General features: G+C 34.0%; 18 protein-coding genes, 3 tRNA genes and 1 riboswitch. Of the genes, 11 read left to right on the top strand and 10 right to left on the bottom strand.

Translation table 11 applies throughout. The annotated features are described in order from the left end of the window. Positions 1-21: 21 nt before the first annotated feature. The 7 genes from panD to EB239_RS04970 all read right to left on the bottom strand — a co-directional run bounded on the left by panD (position 22) and on the right by EB239_RS04970 (position 4993). Positions 22-375 (bottom strand): aspartate 1-decarboxylase, encoded by a 354-nt coding sequence (gene panD, locus EB239_RS04940; RefSeq protein ID WP_003869256.1) that lies wholly within the window; start codon positions 373-375, stop codon positions 22-24. After that, complete coding sequence (gene panC / locus EB239_RS04945) at positions 375-1226, bottom strand: pantoate--beta-alanine ligase (protein ID WP_003869257.1); 852 nt, start codon at positions 1224-1226, stop codon at positions 375-377. Before panC ends, panD begins: the two co-directional genes overlap by 1 nt. Next, the gene (gene panB / locus EB239_RS04950; RefSeq protein ID WP_003869258.1) at positions 1223-2047 is read right to left on the bottom strand and encodes a 3-methyl-2-oxobutanoate hydroxymethyltransferase; all 825 of its coding nucleotides are present in this window, start codon (positions 2045-2047) and stop codon (positions 1223-1225) included. The genes panC and panB overlap by 4 nt, the downstream gene beginning before the upstream one ends. After that, the gene (locus EB239_RS04955) at positions 2007-2897 is read right to left on the bottom strand and encodes a Rossmann-like and DUF2520 domain-containing protein (protein ID WP_003869259.1); all 891 of its coding nucleotides are present in this window, start codon (positions 2895-2897) and stop codon (positions 2007-2009) included. Before EB239_RS04955 ends, panB begins: the two co-directional genes overlap by 41 nt. 197 nt (positions 2898-3094) lie before the next feature. Then, complete coding sequence (locus EB239_RS04960; protein WP_003869260.1) at positions 3095-3859, bottom strand: tRNA (adenine-N1)-methyltransferase; 765 nt, start codon at positions 3857-3859, stop codon at positions 3095-3097. A 73-nt stretch (positions 3860-3932) separates the two neighbouring features. Further along, entirely contained in the window at positions 3933-4316 is a 384-nt protein-coding gene (locus EB239_RS04965) for a DUF4363 family protein (RefSeq protein WP_003869261.1), read from the bottom strand. A 2-nt stretch (positions 4317-4318) separates the two neighbouring features. Next, positions 4319-4993, bottom strand: coding sequence for a YetF domain-containing protein (locus tag EB239_RS04970; RefSeq protein ID WP_003869262.1), 675 nt, complete (start codon positions 4991-4993; stop codon positions 4319-4321). A 223-nt stretch (positions 4994-5216) separates the two neighbouring features. Between EB239_RS04970 and EB239_RS04975 the strand changes: the two genes are divergently transcribed. The 5 genes from EB239_RS04975 to EB239_RS04995 all read left to right on the top strand — a co-directional run bounded on the left by EB239_RS04975 (position 5217) and on the right by EB239_RS04995 (position 11038). Further along, a complete protein-coding gene (locus EB239_RS04975; protein ID WP_003869263.1) occupies positions 5217-6038 on the top strand; it encodes a Cof-type HAD-IIB family hydrolase in 822 nt (273 codons plus the stop codon). A 318-nt stretch (positions 6039-6356) separates the two neighbouring features. Then, positions 6357-7373: a LacI family DNA-binding transcriptional regulator gene (locus tag EB239_RS04980; protein WP_003869265.1), complete on the top strand. Its 1017-nt coding sequence runs from the start codon at positions 6357-6359 to the stop codon at positions 7371-7373. Positions 7374-7426: 53 nt separating this feature from the next. After that, positions 7427-8104, top strand: coding sequence for a response regulator transcription factor (locus EB239_RS04985; protein ID WP_003869266.1), 678 nt, complete (start codon positions 7427-7429; stop codon positions 8102-8104). A gap of 10 nt (positions 8105-8114) precedes the next feature. Continuing rightward, on the top strand, positions 8115-9515 hold the full coding sequence (locus EB239_RS04990) for a sensor histidine kinase (RefSeq protein WP_003869267.1): 1401 nt from the start codon (positions 8115-8117) through the stop codon (positions 9513-9515). 83 nt (positions 9516-9598) lie between these two features. Continuing rightward, entirely contained in the window at positions 9599-11038 is a 1440-nt protein-coding gene (locus EB239_RS04995; RefSeq protein ID WP_003869268.1) for a Gmad2 immunoglobulin-like domain-containing protein, read from the top strand. A 2-nt stretch (positions 11039-11040) separates the two neighbouring features. Here EB239_RS04995 and yyaC read toward each other — a convergent pair whose 3' ends face one another. Next, positions 11041-11550: a spore protease YyaC gene (yyaC, locus tag EB239_RS05000; RefSeq protein WP_003869269.1), complete on the bottom strand. Its 510-nt coding sequence runs from the start codon at positions 11548-11550 to the stop codon at positions 11041-11043. Between the two features lie 93 nt (positions 11551-11643). Between yyaC and EB239_RS05005 the strand changes: the two genes are divergently transcribed. Continuing rightward, a complete protein-coding gene (locus EB239_RS05005; RefSeq protein ID WP_003869270.1) occupies positions 11644-12249 on the top strand; it encodes a hypothetical protein in 606 nt (201 codons plus the stop codon). A 42-nt stretch (positions 12250-12291) separates the two neighbouring features. Here EB239_RS05005 and EB239_RS05010 read toward each other — a convergent pair whose 3' ends face one another. Next, entirely contained in the window at positions 12292-14655 is a 2364-nt protein-coding gene (locus tag EB239_RS05010) for a phosphodiester glycosidase family protein (protein ID WP_003869271.1), read from the bottom strand. Positions 14656-14995: 340 nt separating this feature from the next. On the opposite strand from EB239_RS05010, the gene EB239_RS05015 reads away from it, so the two are divergent. Then, a tRNA-Pro gene (locus EB239_RS05015) sits at positions 14996-15071 on the top strand. Positions 15072-15075: 4 nt separating this feature from the next. Further along, positions 15076-15151 (top strand) — tRNA-Val (locus EB239_RS05020). A 219-nt stretch (positions 15152-15370) separates the two neighbouring features. On the opposite strand, the gene EB239_RS05025 is transcribed toward EB239_RS05020, so the two are convergent. After that, on the bottom strand, positions 15371-16648 hold the full coding sequence (locus EB239_RS05025) for a transposase (RefSeq protein WP_003869272.1): 1278 nt from the start codon (positions 16646-16648) through the stop codon (positions 15371-15373). 179 nt (positions 16649-16827) lie between these two features. Here EB239_RS05025 and EB239_RS05030 point away from each other — a divergent pair. From EB239_RS05030 to metK, 3 genes are all read left to right on the top strand, one after another. Then, positions 16828-16913 (top strand) — tRNA-Tyr (locus EB239_RS05030). 137 nt (positions 16914-17050) lie between these two features. After that, positions 17051-17554, top strand: a complete 504-nt coding sequence (locus tag EB239_RS05035; RefSeq protein WP_003866895.1) for a rubrerythrin family protein — start codon at positions 17051-17053, stop codon at positions 17552-17554. 113 nt (positions 17555-17667) lie between these two features. Beyond that, positions 17668-17772, top strand: a riboswitch (SAM riboswitch). A 58-nt stretch (positions 17773-17830) separates the two neighbouring features. Continuing rightward, the gene (metK, locus tag EB239_RS05040; protein WP_003869273.1) at positions 17831-19018 is read left to right on the top strand and encodes a methionine adenosyltransferase; all 1188 of its coding nucleotides are present in this window, start codon (positions 17831-17833) and stop codon (positions 19016-19018) included. Positions 19019-19041 lie beyond the last annotated feature (23 nt).

A 19041-nucleotide genomic window follows, 5' to 3' on the forward strand; every position in this document is an offset into this window, starting at 1 on the left:
TAAAGTAGGTGCCTTGATTTTTTACATATTTACTGGTTTATTGTTTTCATCTACAAATATTACTTTAGGCTTATAATTTTTGGCTTCCTCATCCTCCATTATTGCATACGATATTATGATGATTATATCGCCTACCTGACATAATCTTGCTGCTGCGCCGTTTATGCATATTGTACCTGAGCCTCTTTCGCCTTCTATTGCGTAAGTGTCAAATCGTGCACCGTTGTTGATGTTTAAAACTTGAACTTTTTCATTTGGAAGTATATCAGCAAGTTCCATTAAATTTTTATCAATTGTTATAGAACCCTGGTAGTTTAAGTTGGACTCTGTTACAATTGCTCTGTGTATTTTAGATTTCATCATAAACCTTTGCATTATATATTTTCCCCCCACAATAGATTATCTATAAGCCTTGTTGTCCCAATAAAGCAAGCTATTGCAATAAGTGCTTTATCTTTTATATAAGTTAAGTCTTCTAATGTATCAGGATGAACGCAGGAGACATATTGTACTTTGCATAAAGGCTCTGAGTTTAAGACCTCATTTACTTTTTTTATTATAGTATTAGCATTTCTTTCGCCATTTAGAAGTAATTTTTCAGCTTCTTTTAAAGATTTCGAAAGTATTAAAGCTGCTTTTCTTTCTTCAGGATTTAGATAGACATTTCTTGAACTCATTGCTAAACCATCAACTTCTCTTACAATAGGCGCTTTTATTATTTCTACAGGGAAATTTAAGTCTTCCACCATTTTCTTTATTACTGCAACTTGTTGGGCGTCTTTTTGTCCGAAAACTGCGATGTCTGGGGTGAAAATGTTAAATAATTTTGCTACAACTGTTGTGACGCCTTTAAAATGACCGGCCCTGAAAGCTCCACAAAGTTTATCAGTAATTTTATCTACATTTACTGTTGTGAGAAGTTCAGAAGGATACATTTCCTCTACAAAAGGAGCAAAAACAAGGTCACAGCCTTCTTTTTCAAGAAGTTTTAAATCCCTTTCCAGGTCTCGAGGATATCTATCAAAGTCTTCATTAGGTCCGAATTGAATTGGATTTACAAATATGCTTACAGATACAAAATTTGAATGCTTTTTTGCAATTCTTACGAGGGACAAATGGCCTTCGTGCAAATATCCCATTGTAGGTACAAGTCCAATTTTTTTACCTGACAATTTTTGTTCTTTAATTATATTTCTTACATCACTAATTTTATCTGTTACTATCATTTATTCTCCCTCTTTTCTAAAGTAAAAGAATGTTCTTCATCTGGAAATAAACCTTGTTGTACTTCTTTAATGTAGGCATTTATGCCCTCTATCATTATTTTTTCAATATCTGCGTATTGTTTTACAAATTTAGGCCTATGACCTTGTGTTATACCTAACATGTCATGGGTGACGAGGATTTGGCCATCGCAGTAAGGACCTGCTCCTATTCCAATAGTTGGAACTGAAATATTTTCTGCAATGTCTTTTGCAAGCTCCATTGGGATACTCTCAAGCACCAGGGCACATATGCCGGCTTGTTCTAATACTTTTGCATCGTTAAAAATTTTTTTGGCTTTTTCTTTTTCTTTGCCTTGGACTTTATATCCTCCCAATTGATGTACTGATTGAGGAGTAAGTCCGAGATGGCCTACCACCGGTATTCCTGCATCTACTATGGTTTTGACTATGGAAGCTATTTCTTCTCCGCCCTCCAACTTTACGGCGTGAGCTCCGCCTTCTGCAATAAGCCTTGCAGCATTTGCCATAGTCTGTTCTTTTGATATGTGATATGACATAAAAGGCATGTCGGCAACTACAAAGGCACGATTTACTGCCCTTGAAACGGCTTTTGTGTGATGTATCATGTCCTCCATTGTGACAGGTATTGTGCTTTGGTATCCTAAAACCACCATTCCAAGGGAATCTCCTACTAAAATCATGTCAATTCCGCAATTATCGAGGATTTTAGCTGTGGGGAACTCATAAGCAGTTAAAGCTACAATCTTTCTTCCTTCTTTCTTAAATTTCTTTAGTGTGAGAGTTGTTACTTTTTCCTCCATTTAATATACCCTCCAATTCAAAATATTTTTCATTGTTAAAACTTCCTTTTTCATAAGCAATCTCAAGAGTTAATTTACCCAAACTTTTATAAAGCTCTTCAAGACTTGGATCTTTTATATTTTCAAGATGAAGATTTACAGTGTTTACATCCCCTCTTGCTATAGGACCTGTCAATGCATCAGTTGTGCCTTTTTCTTTTATATTTTTTAAAGTTCCCTCCATTAAGGGGATTAAGGCATCAGGATAATTTTCAAAAGGAAAACCTGATTCTTTTAGAAGAAGCAAACTAAATTTTGAAAGAGCTACAAGGTAATTTGAGGCTACAACACAAGCAGCATGATAAAGGGGTCTTACTATATTGTTTAAAACTATGTATTTACCTGATATTTTATTTACAATTTCTTTTCCAATTTCAACTGCTTTTTCATCTCCTTCTAAAGTGAAATAGGATTTTGGGAGAAGTTCTAAAGCTGATGATACAGAGGGACACGTTTGTATAGGATGCAATACCATGATAAAATTATTTTCATCTTTAAGAGGGTTTAAAACTTCTAAATTTAAAGCTCCACTTAAATGAGCAAAAGTTTTTTCTTTAAGTATTTCCTTGTACTGACTTAAATTATTTACTACTTCTGGTATGCTGTTGTCATTTGTGCTTATTATAATTACATCAGAATTTGTGATGACCTCTTCATAAGAAGAAAAGACACTGGATTGTGTAAATTCAGCTGATTTTTTGGCTGATTCTAAACTCCTGCTTAAAAAACCTGAAATATTAATACCATTTTGGGATAACAAAAAAGCGAGGCTTGTTCCTACAACGCCAGCCCCGACAAATCCAATTTTCAATAGTTTTCCCTCCTTTTAATTAAGACAAAAAACCTTCCACGGATGGGAAGGTAAATCTTCTTTATTTCCCGTCCCGGTCTTGTGATCCTGGCGGGGCATATAAGCCCTATTAAGTTTTTATGAAGTGTGTGGTTCTATGAAGATACCACCACTTTTAAAATAGCACAATGTTTTTATAGAGTCAATAAAGACAATTACTATTCTAGCTTTCTTGCAAAAATGAGATAACCTGTGTGACCTACCATCAGGTCTTCTGGCCTTAACCTCTGAGGGATTAATTTATATTTTCTAAGCATAATTTCACTGACTTCTGAAATATAAAACCCATTTTTTTCAAGTGCAGCTAAACTTTCAGATACTTGATTTGTAGTGGGAACTAATATTCCTAAGTGCCCTGCAGGTTTTAGTGCTTTTTTTACTTCTTCTAAAACTTCCCATGGTTTTCTAACATCTAAGAAAAATGCGTCCAAATCTCTTTCTTTGATTCCATCATTTATAGATTTATTGTACATTATGACATTGTCAAATTCCAAAAATTCGCTGAGATTTTTTTGTGCAAGCTTATAAAATTCCTCTCTTTGTTCATATGTATATACTCTTCCATAAGGTCCCACAGCGCGAGAGAGGTATACAGTGAAAGCTCCAGAACCTGTTCCTGCTTCACCTACTCTTTTGCCTGGAAAAATGTCAAGGCGCATTGCTATGTAAGCTCCCTCTTTTGGATAGACAATTTGTGTTTGGCGCTTTAAGGAGTGCATTATGTAGTCAAAAGTATCACAATTAAGTACGTAATATTTTACTCCGTGTACTTCAAAACTATTGCCGGGTTTTATTTGGGACAAAAAATCTGTATCAATTTGACCTTTTGGCAGTCCTATTTTAGAGGTAGAGGATAGATCAACTACTTTTTTAAAATTATCTGGCCCTATTATTACTCGTTTTGTAGTGATTTTTGAATCCACATTTTATTCCCCCTTTCTTTTAAAAGGGTTTTTTATGCCTATATTATAACACATTATATTATAAAGTTACAGATTAAAGGATATTTTCAAGAGTTGGTTTTTCATTTTGGGGTATATGTCTTATTAACATTTTAATAGCTTTAAGCTGTGCCATGCTTAAATCTTTGTTTTTTGTTTCTACATAGCTTTTTAATTTTTCCATGTTTATTTCTATTTCGTCAATTTCTCTATGTTCTATCAGTATTGCCCATTTCTTGTCTATATTTTTCCATTCTTTTTCTGCTTTATCTATGTTTTTCTTTGCTTCAGTCCAGTTTTCCTTTTCTATATTTTGTTGAACTATTGTCAGCATTTTATCTAAATTTTCAGAGGTTTTATCAAGGTAGTTAAAAGATACAATATCTAAAAGCAGGACGAAAGCGACAATGGATATCATCAAAGGAACTACATATCGCACATTTAACCTTCCTTTCTGTAAACAGTCAAAACTTTATTGGTATCTAAAGAGGCAAAAAGCACTTCTTTGACATTTTGTATTTTCCACATTTTAAGTTGTGCGTTTAGCCATTCCATGTCAATACCCGCTTTTTGCATATTTTGGTGCATAATTCTTCCATCAATTATTATTGGAAGAGGCAAGCCTTCGTATTGAGGTGTCAAATTTAAATCTTGTGGTGTAACTGGTCTTTTATTGGATTTTGGTATTACGCTTAAACTGCCATTTGTTTCGAGTATTGCGTATTCTACATCAGCTATGTTAGGATATCCCTTGACTCTTAACTCTTCCAAAAGGTCATTTATGTTGTACCTTTCTTTTTGGAGCTGAGATGTAAGGATTTTTCCATTTTCAACTAAAATTGTAGGAGTACCACAGATTATAGCCCTGGCTCGCAAACTTTTTATTGACAAATAAGATAAAAAAAGCTGAGAGACTAATAAGGTTAAAATAGGTATAATACCTGATACAAGAGGTATCCCTTTGTTTTGCATAGGAATTGCCACTAAGTCTGCTATCATGATTGCTACAACTAACTCGTAGGGTTGAAGCTGACCTATTTGCTGCTTTCCTGAGATTCGCATGAATATTACGACGAGAACATATAAAATTATTGTGCGAAAAAACAGTATCAGCATATTTTCACCCTTTCTAAGTTTTCCATATATAGTATTGTTGAAGGGTTTTGAAAATATTCATTTACATTTATTCTAATCTTTAGCAATAAAGTTTGTTAAAAAACTTTTTGTAATGTAAAATTTTCAGTGGTAACGTTTTATAACAATTTATGATATAGTATGTAAATTTACAAACTGTTATAATATAGATAAGGGATAAATAAAAAATAGGGGTTGAAGAGGGATGTATAGACTTTTTGTCACAGATGCTGATGGGAGCTTATTAAATAGTAATTCTGAAATCTCTGATAAAAATAAAGAAGCAATAAAAGAGGTGATTTCAAGGGGAGTCATTTTTACTATTGCTACTGGACGTATGTTTTCTTCTATTTTGCCTTATGCCTTTGAACTTAATGTTAATGCTCCGGTGATTTCTTATAACGGTGCTTTAATAAAAGATATTTACACTAAAAAGGTGTATTATTACAATCCTATACAGACAGAAGATGCAATATTTGCAATAAGATTGCTAAAAGAAAGTGGATACCATATTAACCTCTATATTGATGATGAGTTATACGTGGAAGAAATAACTGATAGAGTAGAGTGGTACCTTTCTTTTAACAATGTTACTGTAAATGCGGTGGGGAATTTGGAGGAATTTCTTAAAAGAACGGGAAGCGTAACGGCTAAAATCTATGCGTTGAATGATATGAAAAATCCTATTTCTATTGATGCAGAAATTTACGACGAAATTTCAAAAAGATTGACCATTTCTACTTCTGGAGGAGGACATTTAGAGATTAATGCAAAAGGAGTAAGCAAGGGAAATGCTTTAAAAACTCTTGCCAATATGTACAGTATAAAAAGAGAGCAGGTAGTGGCGATTGGAGACAATCTAAATGACCTGTCAATGATAGAATATGCAGGATTGGGAGTAGCTATGGGGAACGCTCCTGACATTGTAAAAATAAAAGCGGATTATACAACTTTATCAAATGATGAAGATGGAGTTGCTCATGTAATAGATAAATTTTTCTTAAATAAAAAGACAGTAGCTGTATAGTAACAAGTTTAAACGAAAGGGAATAAAATATATTACCGCGAGGGCGGTAATATATTTTTTTATTTTAGGTGATGACCATGGAAGGTATGGTTATAAAATTTATCAGTTTGGTTATTATATTTGTTGGGATTTTATATATGTTATTCTCTTTTTTGCCTCTATTTTGCGAAAAAGAACAAAAAAGAGAGTTAAAAGATGAGTCAGTCAAAAAAATTCATGAAAATGAATGAAAAAAATTGAAAAAATCTATTGACAAAATTCTTTTTAAAAAGTAAAATAACATAAAGCGAAAACGATTAATCCTGGGAGTGATGTGCAATGAGTGCAACGATAAAAGATGTGGCGAGAGAAGCAAAGGTTTCAATTGCTACGGTTTCTAGAGTGTTAAATAACAGTGCTGTTGTTACAGACGAGACGAGACAGAGAGTATTAGAGGCTATAAAAAAGACGGGATATAAGCCTAATGCGTTAGCTCGTAGTTTAAAGATCCAAAAGACTCATACTATAGGGCTTATAGTTCCTGATATTTCTAGTACTTTCTATCCTGAGGTAGTTAGAGGGATAGAGGATATTGCGGCGATGTATAATTATAACATATTTTTGTGTAATACTGACCAAAAAGAGGAAAAGGAAGTCAAATATATAGAAATATTAGGAGAAAAGCAAGTAGACGGGATTATCTTTATGGGGGATATTGTAAGGGATAGTGTTATACAAACGTTTAACGAATTTGGTGTACCGGTGGTGCTGGCAGGTACTCAGGACAAAGATAAGAGATTTCCTAGTGTTATGATTGACAATGAAAAAGCCGCATACGACGCAGTAAAATATTTGATTTCTTTAGGGCATAAGAAAATAGGTATGATTTCAGGGCCTATGCATGACCCTATAGGAGGGCTTCAAAGAATTGAAGGTTACAAAAAAGCTCTCGAAGAACACGGCATAAAATATGACCCTGAATTAGTAGTAGAAGGAGAGTTTAAAACTCGCAAAGCGTATTTAGCTATGCTAAAGCTTTTGGAATACAAGGTAGATGCAGTGTTTGCAGCATCAGATGATATGGCTGCTGCTGCCATAAACGCCATATTTGACTCAAACCTTAAAGTGCCCGAGGATATCCATGTAGTGGGTTTTGACAATACTTACATTTCTACTATTTTTAGACCGACAATTACTACAATACAACAGCCTGCTTATGATATAGGGGCTGTGAGCATGAGGCTTTTAACTAAGCTTTTAGCAAAAGAACCTATTGAAGAAATGCATGTTATTTTGCCTCATCAGTTGATTGTAAGAGAATCTACTGGCTTTGGAGAAGAAAAAAATAGCCGTTAAGGCTATTTTTTTTGTAAATTATTATGATATACTGGTGTCAGGGGGAGGTTTAGATGGAAAAATTGTTGATTATAGACGATGAAGAGATGTTTGTAAAAGGTTTAAAACTTTCTTTAGAAGAAGAAGGGTTTGAAGTTGATACTGCCTACGATGGAGAAAAAGGGCTTGATAAGGTTCGTTTAGGGAATTATGACCTTGTAATTTTAGATATTATGCTTCCTAAGTTAGACGGTTTTTCAGTGTGTAGAGAGATAAGGACTTTTTCAAATATTCCCATAATTATGCTTACTGCAAGAGGAGATGATATTGACAAGATTGTAGGGATAGAAATAGGAGCTGATGATTATTTAGCGAAGCCCTTTAATACTAGAGAGCTTATTGCGCGAATAAGAGCACTTTTAAGAAGAGCTACAAATCCTTATATTAAGAGGAAAGACGAAATAAGAAGGGGAGAACTTTATATAAATATTCCAGAAAGAGCAGTTTACAAGAGAGGCAAGAGAATTGAGCTTACAAATAAAGAATTTGAAATTTTAGTGTTGTTAGCTTCTAATCCAGGAAAAGTCTATACGAAAGATAAATTGTTAGACTTGATATGGGGATTTGATTTTTACGGTGATACTAATACTGTTACAGTGCATGTGAGAAAACTTAGAGAGAAAATTGAAGATGACCCTGCAAATCCTCAATATATTTTCACCAAATGGGGTGCAGGATACTATATGAAGTAAAGGTGATAAGATGAGTTTAAGGTGGAAAATCTTTTCTTTATATTTGATAATTTTAATAATTTCATTGGCATTAACTGGGTTTTATCTTTACCGTTATATTGAAAAAAGCTATTTAGACAATGTCAGAGTCAATAATTTAATGCAAGCCAATATGGTATCTAATTTTGTATCAAGATTTGTAGGAACCTCTTCTTCTTATCTGATTGAGCCCACTATAATGGAGTATGCAAAACAAATAAATTCAAGGATACTTTTTACTAATATAAATGGAAAAGTATTGGTAGATTCTGCTTCCTCAAAGGAATTTGAAGGAAAAGTAATAAAGGATTACAGCGATATAAACGAGGCTTTAAATGGCAAGGGTTCTACAAGTATTCATGATATAAATGGTGTAGGTTGGGCGATGTATACTGCAGTCCCCGTTATAGCAAAAAACAATGTAGTAGGGGCAATACTTATATCTTCTTCTATAGATAACATAATAGACCTTTTAAACTCTATAAAGTATCGCATGATATATACTTTTACAGGTATTGGATTTTTGGTAAGCCTTTTAAGCCTTTTAGTGGCTTCTTACATTACTAATCCTTTAAAACGATTAACAGAAGCAGCAAATATTTTATCTCAAGGGAAATTGGATTATAAGGTGGACGTAAAAAGTAATGATGAAATAGGAAAATTGGCGAGAGCTTTTAATAAAATGAGTTTAAGCCTTATGCAGATTGATGAAGAGCGCAAAAGATTTGTTTCAGATGCATCTCATGAACTTAAAACTCCTCTTGCGTCAGTAAAGGCTTTGGTTGAATCATTAATAGATAGCAGAAATGAGGATGTACATTTTTATAAAGAAATATTGAGGGATGTGGACAGTGAAATTGATAGGATGACAAGACTAGTTAACGACCTATTAGAGTTGGCAAGAATGGACAAAATTAAATCAGTGAGAGTGAAGAAATGCGAAATTAGTGAAATCATATTGGACGTCATAGAAAGTCTCGCTCCGCTTGCAAAGGCAAAAGAAATAAACCTTGCTTTTCAAGGCAAAAGTAATGTCTTCGCAGAAGTGGATGCGGATAGATTTTACAGAATGGTGTATAATATAGTAGAAAATGGAATAAAATACACCTATAATGGTGGCAATGTCATAGTGGGTTTGGAGGAAGATGAAAATAATATTTATTTAACAATTGCTGACAACGGAATAGGTATAAGTGAAGAAACTCTTCCCAAAATATTTGACAGGTTTACAAGAGGAGATACCGCAAGGTCTAAGAAGAGCGGTGGTTTTGGCTTAGGACTCGCTATTGCTAAAGAGATAATAGACATTCATGAAGGCAAAGTCACAGTGGAAAGTAAAGTGGGAGAAGGAACTGTATTTAAAATTTCCCTGCCCAAAAAGAAAAAGGATTAAGCTTTTTTAATGATTTTTTTATGTTTATTTAATGTTTATGTAACAAAAGTATAGTAAGATTAAACTAGAGGGAGGGAATAAAAGTGAAAAGAATTGCCTTAGTATTGATAGGTTTATTTATTTTGACACTGTCGGGGTGCTTTGCGAAAGTTAATAGCAATGATGAAAATGCTCCTATAAATCCAAAGCCTATGGTACAAGACGTGTCAAAAGAGATTTCTCTTTATTTTTTAAATGATAAAATGAATGGACTTATTTTAGAAAAAAGGCTTATTTCTAAGGATGCTGATGTTTTAAAACAAGTTGTAATTGAAATGATTAAAGGGCCGACAGATGAATACGCAAAACCGGTATTCCCTAGTGGCACAAAGCTAATCTCTATAGAATTACAAGAGGGAACTGCTTTTGTAAATTTATCCAAAGAATTTTTACAAGACAGTGAAGATGAAGAAATAGACAAATTAAGAGTTGCGGCACTCATAAATGCTTTGACCGATATACCCGGAGTTGACAGTGTTCAAATACTGGTAGAAGGAAATAAAATTGATGCGGTAGGGAAATATAAAATAGGTTTAGATCCTTTAAAAAGAATGATATTAATAGGAGATGTATACAATAACCCAGATAGGATAAAGAAATTACAAGAGAGAGCAGATTTAGGAAAAGAAACATGGCGTTTTGACCCTATCCAACTCCTTAGAAAAGAAGGCGGGATAATAGGGATTGGAAGTGAAGATGATTTGACTTTAAAAAGCGAAGATAATGGTGTAGCTTATGTAGAGGCGATACACGATAACAAAATGTACAGCATAACATTGGTTCAGCCTCTTGGCAAAGGGAGTAACTATATTTGGGTTATAGACAATGTCAAAGCCAAGTTTACTCAAATACCTGAAGCAAATCCTCTTAAAGGAGAATCTTTCATATACGGTATAGTGAAGGCTATTGACTATCAAAACAGAATTATAACAATTGAAAGAGAATACCAGGACTCTCAGGACGTAAGAAATCAAGTAGGGCCGGATATAAAGGTATTGCCTGATGCTATTATACATTTTCAGGCGAAAGTAGGTTATGACAGCCAAGGAGGATTTAAGTATGCGGAAAAAGACATAAACTTTGCAGAAATAAAAATAGGTGATGAACTGGGTATAATACTAAATAAAGATAAAGAAGCGAGGGCTATAATAGTTTCGGATAGAAGTAACATATCTTATGAGCCTAACATAAAAGTAATATCTCCTGTAAGAAACAATGTTGTGACAAGCCCATTTAAAGTAATAGGCAAAGCGAGAATATTTGAAGGGAATGTAAATATAAGGCTTGTTGACAGCAATGGAAATGTTTTGAATGAGACTTTTGTACAAGCAAGTAATGCTGCTCCTTCTTGGGGAGATTTTGAAGCTATAATTTCTTATAAACCATTGAAAGAGCCTCAAAACGGTATTCTTCAGGTCTTCTCTTTAAGTCCTAAAGATGGTTCTGTGCAAAACCTCGTTTCTATCCCATTAAAACTTAAGTGAATTCAGTATTTCAAGGACAATTGGATGCTTTTAGCAATCACTTCGGCTATGTCAAATACAAACCCTAATCTTACGGAATTTAAAGGAATTGAGTCATATACATCGACAATGCCTACTATTGAAATATCTCCAACAGGAGGAAGCATTTTCCCCACACCTTTTCCAGGGTACAGTGGGGCTTTTTTTATTGAGATTTTTCCTATACTTTCTTTGTCTCCCAACGAAGCATCTATAGCTATAATTTTACTATTAGGATGCTTCTTTTTTATGTATTTTATATTTTCTTCTAAGTTCATAGCATGAATCGGAGACTTTAATGTGCCGTAAACGAAATAATTTGATGGAATAGTTTTGGAAAGCAAGTCACCCACAATAGGTCCTAATGAGTCGCTTATGAATTTGTCTGTGCCGATACATAAAAAAATTGAATTAGGACTTAAATATGTATTTAAAAAATTTGATATGAAATAAATTGCATTTGAGTCGTCATATTTAAGTCTTAATTCCTCCATATATAAATAGCCTCCTTTAAAATAAGCTGAATTAAAATCTTTATGATAAGCAATAATAAAAATGTGCAATATTAATGAAAGGAATGGTTGTTGATGAAGGGGCTAAAATATTTGGCTTTGATTACTGCAATTGCTCTTTTTACTACTATGTTTATGTTGAAGACAAAGTTTGAAGAACCTATTTATTTTTCTCAACAAGATTTGTGGGATAAAAGTGAAAACCAACTTACAAAAGAAAATGAGACGGTTTGTAAAGAAGAGCAAACTGCCAGTTCAAAAGTAGATAAAGAAGAAAAAGAAATAGCAAAAAGAAATCAAGGAAGTGAAAATGCCAGAAAAGTAAGGATTTTTAAAGAGAAAATGTTAGAGGACCTGCTTAAACAAAAAAACAGAGAAGTTTATGATTTGGAAAATAACAAAAAAACGCAAAAGGAAAATAGTGGCGATGACAACATAATAATTACTCCAGAAAAGATTTTACAAGTGCAAAATGAGATGGAACCTTCACAAAAAATCAAAGTAATGAATATTATCCTTAAATTAGGAACGGATGATATGAACGAAATTATGAAAATGGCTCAGAAGGGTTTGACACAGAAGGATAATGACAAAATAATGGAAATATTAAAAAATAAGCTTTCCTCTGAAGATGTTCAGTACCTTGTAGAAATAGCAAATGAATATTTTGCAAAAAAATAAACCCCTCCTTAAAATTAGAAGGGGTTTTAAATTTCGCTAAATTTATTTATTTATAAGATTTTTAAACTGATAGTTTACTTCTTTGCCGTTTACCATTACAGAAATGAAGCCAAAGTCATTGTATATGTCATTTGTATTGCCTTCTACGTCTGTACCATAAGTTGTGATGTATCTTATTTCATCATTTAAAGTAGTGTAAAACTTGCTTTTGCTGTTATATATAATCCACACATTTTTACCTGTATTTTTGTTAAATTCTTTTAGAGTTTCTTCAAATAAAGCAGCTTCTTTTACGTCTTTAAAACCATCACTTCCCCATACTGGTTTAGGAAGTATGACAAAAAGGTTATCTCCTTTTACGTTGCTGAGCTGTTCTTTAAACCAAGTCCATTGGTTTTTATCAGGACTTAAAAGACTTCCACTGCGATTGTTAAGTACAATAAATGTTGAATTGTTATAATTATATACCTCATACTTCTCATTGGTGGTAATGTATTTAACCTTCAAATTATTTAAAACTTTTTCATCTACATCTCCTAAAAATATAGCCAGTGGGTATTCTTTGTTTGCAATATCAGCCGCTTTTAAAGATATTTGCAACTTCAAAAGGGTATTGTATTTTGTATCACCAAATACCATAAATTTAAAAGAATTAGAAGTATTTTTCACAGGCACTTCTTTGTTAGCTGGGTCTATTTGTGTAAACTCTGTAACTTTAGGAAGTACTGACGTGTCAAATTCTGAACCTTGCCCTACTTTAACGGGTAAAATGGCTTTTTCTCCCAGTATATTTGCGACAAGTGCACCACTCGCATCGAAATTAGAGGATATAAATACTCCCTTACTATCTATATTGCCAATGTTGTTATAAACATCCCAAGTGATATCTTGCGGTTCTATTAAAGCTCTGTAGCCTTTTATGTTCTTTGCAGTGACTGTTATGGGTACTGCTTTGTTTTTATCAACGACTATATTAGCTGGATTAAATCGTATGTCTACAGGTTTGTCAAGTGAAGTTATCTTGATAGTCCCAATAGCATTTCCTACTCTTGCAGTTATAACACCTTCTCCTACGCTTGTTGGCATAAAAGCATTACCACTAAATACTCCAGTAATTCCCCTTACTGAAAACAAAACTTCTTCAGGATTAATTATGACAGGATTGTAATTTTCATCGTATCCTTTAACTGTAATTGTCCTGTGAAGTCCTTTAAACACGTTAGTATCTGATACTTCTAATTTTAAAGCGTATAGATTTCCCTTAGGAGCTGTGTTAAATATTCCTATTCCATTTGCTACTTTTCTTTCATAGCCTTCAGGAGCATAATTTGCAAGTTTAGCGTCAGTATCCCCTATTGGTCTTATTGCCATTTGTGTTGACCCGCCACCGTCTAAGTTTAAAGCATCATATGCACCTAAGGATATCATTAAATTTGCCATTTCTGTTTGTGTCATTCCACGGCTTGAAGTACCGTCAACAGTGGCGATGATCAAATATTTTTTGTCCTGAGTATAGCCTATTGCTGTTCGTGCTGTGTAGCCTTTTATTTCATGAGTGAAAGGCGCAATTTTTCCGTCTTTTACAAGGATTGTGCCGCCACTTACAGCCATTTTGAGATTTTGAAAGGGAGGATTTGTATTTATGTCTTTTTGTATTATATCTCCTGGCTTTAAAGTGAGTAAATTTTCACCTACATAACCTGCACCAGCCAACACATATCCGCCTTGTGGTATTTCGACAGAAGGCTGTCCTTGACGCACTTCTAATACTCTGTCATTTTCATCTACAACGACTTCTACCAATTGAGGTACATTTTCATTTGCTCCCGGAGATGTTGTAAACCAATCCCTTGTGTACATTACTAAATACTCAAAAGTATTGCTTATTTTATTTGTTGCGGCAAGAGGAAGTTTCGTGCCGTTTGGAAGAGTAACGGACATACTTTTTGACCAATATTCTATAGAGGGAACTCCATTTGCGTCAATGGAGAAAGTGGCCAGTTTACTCTCATTTGAAGGGTCTGTTATTAACTTTCCATCTTTTACTGTTGCTCCTATTACGAATCCTGTTTTTGTATCGAAGAAATCGCCGTTCACAGCAGCCACAGCACCATAAGAATTTGCCATTTCACGCACTGGCATTCTATCTTTTATGCCAGTAGGATTGAAAATTACTGATACATCAGTATATTTATCAGTTAAGTCCACTTTTAACACGTTAATGTTTATCCATCCTTCAGTCGTAAAATAGGTTATATTTTTATGTACTACTCCTTTACTTAAATTTTGTGCAAATTCTTTTGCCTCAAGGATTGTATATGTATCGGCCTTTACATTTTGCATTGGAAAAGCTAAAAATAGTAGAAGAGAGCTGATGCATAAAGATAAGATTTTTTTAATTCTCAATTATATCCCTCCAGTTGGTTTTTATTGTGTTTTTACAGGTTAATTGTACCATTGCATTATTACAGGTGTATTACAAAAACATAAATATTTGGTTAATATATTATTATTTGCTGAGTAGATAAAGTTAAAACATTAAGCTTATCCTAAGGATAGAGTTAGTTTGAAGAAAAAATTCAAAAAATTCTTTGCTTCTATTTTAAATCAATTGATTTAAAATATGACGTATTCTTAAAAAATTTAAAGATTACAAGCGATAAATCAATAAAACGGCCATTTTTAAGCTTCTATGCCTATTGTGAAATTTCATTTTTTCTATTATAATTTATTTCGTCACTGATGTCGGGATGTGGCGCAGTTGGTAGCGCACGTGCTTTGGGAGCATGGGGTCGGGGGTTCAAGTCCCTCCATCCCGACCATTGTGGTCGTATAGCTCAGCTGGGAGAGCACCTGCCTTACAAGCAGGGGGTCATAGGTTCGAGTCCTATTGCGACCACCATTTTCAAAAATTAAATAGGGATGTGCAAAATTAATTAAAATAATCACGAACAAAAACCAAAATATGTATGACATACAATATATAGTAATCAACACTGACAATCAAACATAAAGGAAGTGGTAAGGGAAAAGAAAAGACAAAAAGAGGAGCTAAAAAAGGGCATAAATATCCTGTAGAAGTCAAATGTTAAAAAATGGCATGAAATAGATTCAATAAAAATTAGGCCGATTGCATCAAAGCAACAAGAGATCTAAACTCATCATATTTGCCCAATTTAATAGCTACAATAGCGACAGTAAGCAAAGTAATATGGCCAAAAGTATTAAGGTTGCTCACAGAATTAATATTTCTAACATAAGCCTTTTCAAAATCCAGAGCTTTAAAGCGGGAATTATATCTTTCTGATTCAATTCTCAATTTGTAGACGGCCTTAAAATATAGGGAGTCTCTATTAATAGAGGACCTATAATCAGAAGATATAATAGCATACTTAGTACAGCCTCTATGCTTTTTGCCATTAAAATATTTAGGATGATTTATAGGGCAGGCAGAATCATCCTTAGAATTACAGAACTTGCAAACAAATTTTTGCTTAATAAAACCATCAAAATATTGCTTGCCATCTTTAAGCATTTTAATACCCGCTTCACAGACCATATAACCATCATCAGTCAGAGGGGGATTTTTAGAATTACGCTTGTTAAGAGGAATAAAGCAATGACCGTGGAGAATATTTCTAACATAATTATAAAGTTTCTTAACATCATAGCCTTTATCAGCAATAAAATTAACATACTTAAGGTTAAACCACTTATTAGTCTTCTCAAGCAAAGATAAAGCGGCTTCAAAATCAGGGGCATCAGCGGGGGTAGTAGTTTCAGCGATGGGTAAACCAGAGATAGCATCAACAATAATGTGATTTTTATAGCCCCAATAAAACTTATAGCGTTTATTAGAAGAATCGTTAGAAGCAGAATAAACGCCTAATTTACAATCCTTATCTGACTTAGGCTGATTATCTTTAGAGAATTTATTTTTAGAAAAAGACTTAGGGTTATTTAACTTAGTGTTAGCTTTAATAGGGGTAGAATCCATGGAAATAAACTCACCGGAGATAATACCCATATTTTTGAGGATATTGACCTGATTTTGAAAAATAGAGGTCAAATAATCATGAGAGAAGTCATTAATAAAACGGCGAAAAGTCCAATAAGAAGGAAGAGGTTTAGAAATGTCGAAGCCACAAAGATGAGCAATGATAAGATTATTGCGGAGATAATCTAAAAGGTCAGAAATTGTGCCGAATCTTTCAGCTTTCATGACAATAAAAGCTCTAAAAAGTGCATGATGAGAATAACCCTTACGGCCAGGATTAGAGGAAGGGAATTCAGGTATTGAAGACAGGTCAAGATTTTCAAACATAGAAGAATAGAAATCAATTTTAGACTGAGAGGTAAAGAGTTCAGGTATATTTAAAAGCAATTGAAGCTGGTACATGTAGGATTTCCTCCTTCTTAAAAAATTTTTTATAGTGTATATATAATAATTCGACAAATGGGAGGGGAAATCCTACATAAAAGATAAAAAATTCAAGAGTGATAGGAAAAAAGTATGTCTGTAGAATGGCTTAAATTAAGGCTTCTGAATTTTGCACAAGTCTAAAAATTAAATATTGTGGAGGGATACCCAAGTGGCCAAAGGGGGCAGACTGTAAATCTGTTGGCTGTCGCCTTCGATGGTTCGAATCCATCTCCCTCCACCATTGAAAAAAAGACCGTGAGGTCTTTTTTTATTTTTCTCCTTCAAATATCTTGACATGGTAAAAAAGTGTAGTATAATATTATTTGAAAGAGAAAATAATTATTTATTAATAAAAATTTGATTAAGGAGGAATCTTTTATGAGAGAAATGACGAGACACAATCTTAGTGAAGCCTATGCAGGAGAGAGCCAAGCTCACATGAGATATCAAATTTTTGCTGATGTAGCTGAAAAAGAAGGCAAACCTAATATTGCAAGACTTTTCAGGGCTATTTCCTATGCTGAATTGGTACATGCCACAAATCATTATAAAACTCTTGGAGAAGTTGGAAATACAGTAGAAAATCTTGAAAAAGCTATAGAAGGGGAAACCTTTGAAGTAGAAGAGATGTATCCTGCTTATAATGCTGTTGCAGAACTTCAAGAGGAATCTGGAGCTAAAAAAAGCATACATTATGCTATTGAGGCTGAAAAAATACATGCAAAATTGTACACTGAAGCAAAAGAAGCAGCATTAAAAGGAGAAGATATAAAGATATCAAAAGTTTACATATGTCCTGTTTGCGGATATACCTCTGTTGATGTATTGCCAGAAAAATGTCCTGTATGTGGAGTTCCTGGAGAAAAATTTGTAGCATTTTAAATATAATTTTTTAAAGAAAAGAGCATGTTTTGGCATGCTCTTTTTTGATGCAAAAATATTTGACATAGTAGATAAAGTGTGCTATAGTAAACATCAGAAAATTTAATAACATGCTCTTATCAAGAGAGGTGGAGGGAAAGAGCCCGATGAAACCCAGCAACCTGTCCTATAGGACAAGGTGCTAATTCTCTCAGAAGCATGCTTCTGAAAGATGAGGGTATGGGCCTCTTCTTTTGGAAGGGGTTTTATTTTGTTTTTAAGGAGGAATAGAAAAAAATGCGTAGACTGTTTACATCTGAATCAGTCACAGAGGGGCATCCTGATAAAATTTGTGATCAGATTTCTGACGCAATATTAGATGAAATTTTGAAAAAAGATCCCTATGCCAGAGTTGCTTGTGAGACTGCTGTAACTACCGGTTTGGTTTTAGTAATGGGAGAAATTACTACTCAGTGCTATGTAGATATTCCAAAAGTTGTAAGGAAAGTAGTAGAAGAGATTGGCTATACTAGAGCAAAATTCGGTTTTGATGCTGATACTTGTGCGGTTATCACTTCTATTGATGAGCAATCACCGGATATTGCCCTCGGTGTGGACAAGGCATTAGAAGCTAAAAGAGGAGAACTTTCAGATTCGGAAATTGAGGCTATTGGCGCTGGAGACCAGGGTTTAATGTTTGGTTTTGCTTGCGATGAAACAGAAGAATTAATGCCTATGCCTATAATGCTAGCTCACAAGCTTGCAAGAAGACTTGCGGAAGTTAGAAAGAACGGGACATTAAGCTATTTAAGACCAGATGGTAAAACACAAGTAACAGTAGAGTATGAAGATGATAAGCCTGTGAGGGTAGATTCTGTTGTAGTATCAGCTCAACATGCACCTGAGATTGACCATGATACTATTGAAAGAGATATTATTGAACATGTAATAAAACCCATAATTCCCGAAAATATGATAGATGATAAGACTAAAATTTTTGTAAATCCCACAGGAAGGTTTGTAATTGGTGGACCTCAAGGTGATAGCGGACTTACAGGAAGAAAAATTATTGTAGACACATATGGCGGATATGCAAGGCACGGGGGCGGGGCTTTTTCAGGCAAAGACCCTACAAAAGTTGATAGATCCGCAAGTTATGCTGCAAGGTATGTAGCAAAGAATATTGTGGCAGCAGGACTTGCTAAGAAGTGTGAAGTGCAATTGGCTTATGCGATAGGTGTTGCTACCCCTCTTGAAATAGGTATTGATACTTTTGGCACAGGTAAAATATCAGATGAAAAGATTTCGGAAATTGTAAAACAAGTTTTTGATTTAAGACCTGCAGCTATAATTAGGGATTTAGATTTGAGAAGACCTATTTATAGACAAGTTGCAGCTTATGGCCACTTTGGAAGACACGACTTAGACCTCCCATGGGAGAAAACAGACAAAGTAGATATATTAAAAAAGTTGGCAGGAATATAAATTTGAAAGCCCGGGTAAACCCG

Source organism: Thermoanaerobacter ethanolicus JW 200 (genome assembly GCF_003722315.1).
In the GTDB taxonomy this organism is placed as follows: Bacteria; Bacillota; Thermoanaerobacteria; order Thermoanaerobacterales; family Thermoanaerobacteraceae; genus Thermoanaerobacter; species Thermoanaerobacter ethanolicus.

Excerpts from the sequence above, each read along its gene's own strand:
- EB239_RS04985 (WP_003869266.1), top strand. The coding sequence starts at position 7,427 with ATGGAAAAATTGTTGATTATAGACGATGAAGAGATGTTTGTAAAAGGT.
- yyaC (WP_003869269.1), bottom strand. The coding sequence starts at position 11,550 with ATGGAGGAATTAAGACTTAAATATGACGACTCAAATGCAATTTATTTC.
- metK (WP_003869273.1), top strand. The coding sequence starts at position 17,831 with ATGCGTAGACTGTTTACATCTGAATCAGTCACAGAGGGGCATCCTGAT.
- panC (WP_003869257.1), bottom strand. The coding sequence starts at position 1,226 with ATGATAGTAACAGATAAAATTAGTGATGTAAGAAATATAATTAAAGAA.
- EB239_RS05005 (WP_003869270.1), top strand. The coding sequence starts at position 11,644 with ATGAAGGGGCTAAAATATTTGGCTTTGATTACTGCAATTGCTCTTTTT.
- EB239_RS04970 (WP_003869262.1), bottom strand. The coding sequence starts at position 4,993 with ATGCTGATACTGTTTTTTCGCACAATAATTTTATATGTTCTCGTCGTA.
- EB239_RS05035 (WP_003866895.1), top strand. The coding sequence starts at position 17,051 with ATGAGAGAAATGACGAGACACAATCTTAGTGAAGCCTATGCAGGAGAG.
- panD (WP_003869256.1), bottom strand. The coding sequence starts at position 375 with ATGCAAAGGTTTATGATGAAATCTAAAATACACAGAGCAATTGTAACA.
- panB (WP_003869258.1), bottom strand. The coding sequence starts at position 2,047 with ATGGAGGAAAAAGTAACAACTCTCACACTAAAGAAATTTAAGAAAGAA.
- EB239_RS04975 (WP_003869263.1), top strand. The coding sequence starts at position 5,217 with ATGTATAGACTTTTTGTCACAGATGCTGATGGGAGCTTATTAAATAGT.
- EB239_RS05025 (WP_003869272.1), bottom strand. The coding sequence starts at position 16,648 with ATGTACCAGCTTCAATTGCTTTTAAATATACCTGAACTCTTTACCTCT.
- EB239_RS04990 (WP_003869267.1), top strand. The coding sequence starts at position 8,115 with ATGAGTTTAAGGTGGAAAATCTTTTCTTTATATTTGATAATTTTAATA.
- EB239_RS04980 (WP_003869265.1), top strand. The coding sequence starts at position 6,357 with ATGAGTGCAACGATAAAAGATGTGGCGAGAGAAGCAAAGGTTTCAATT.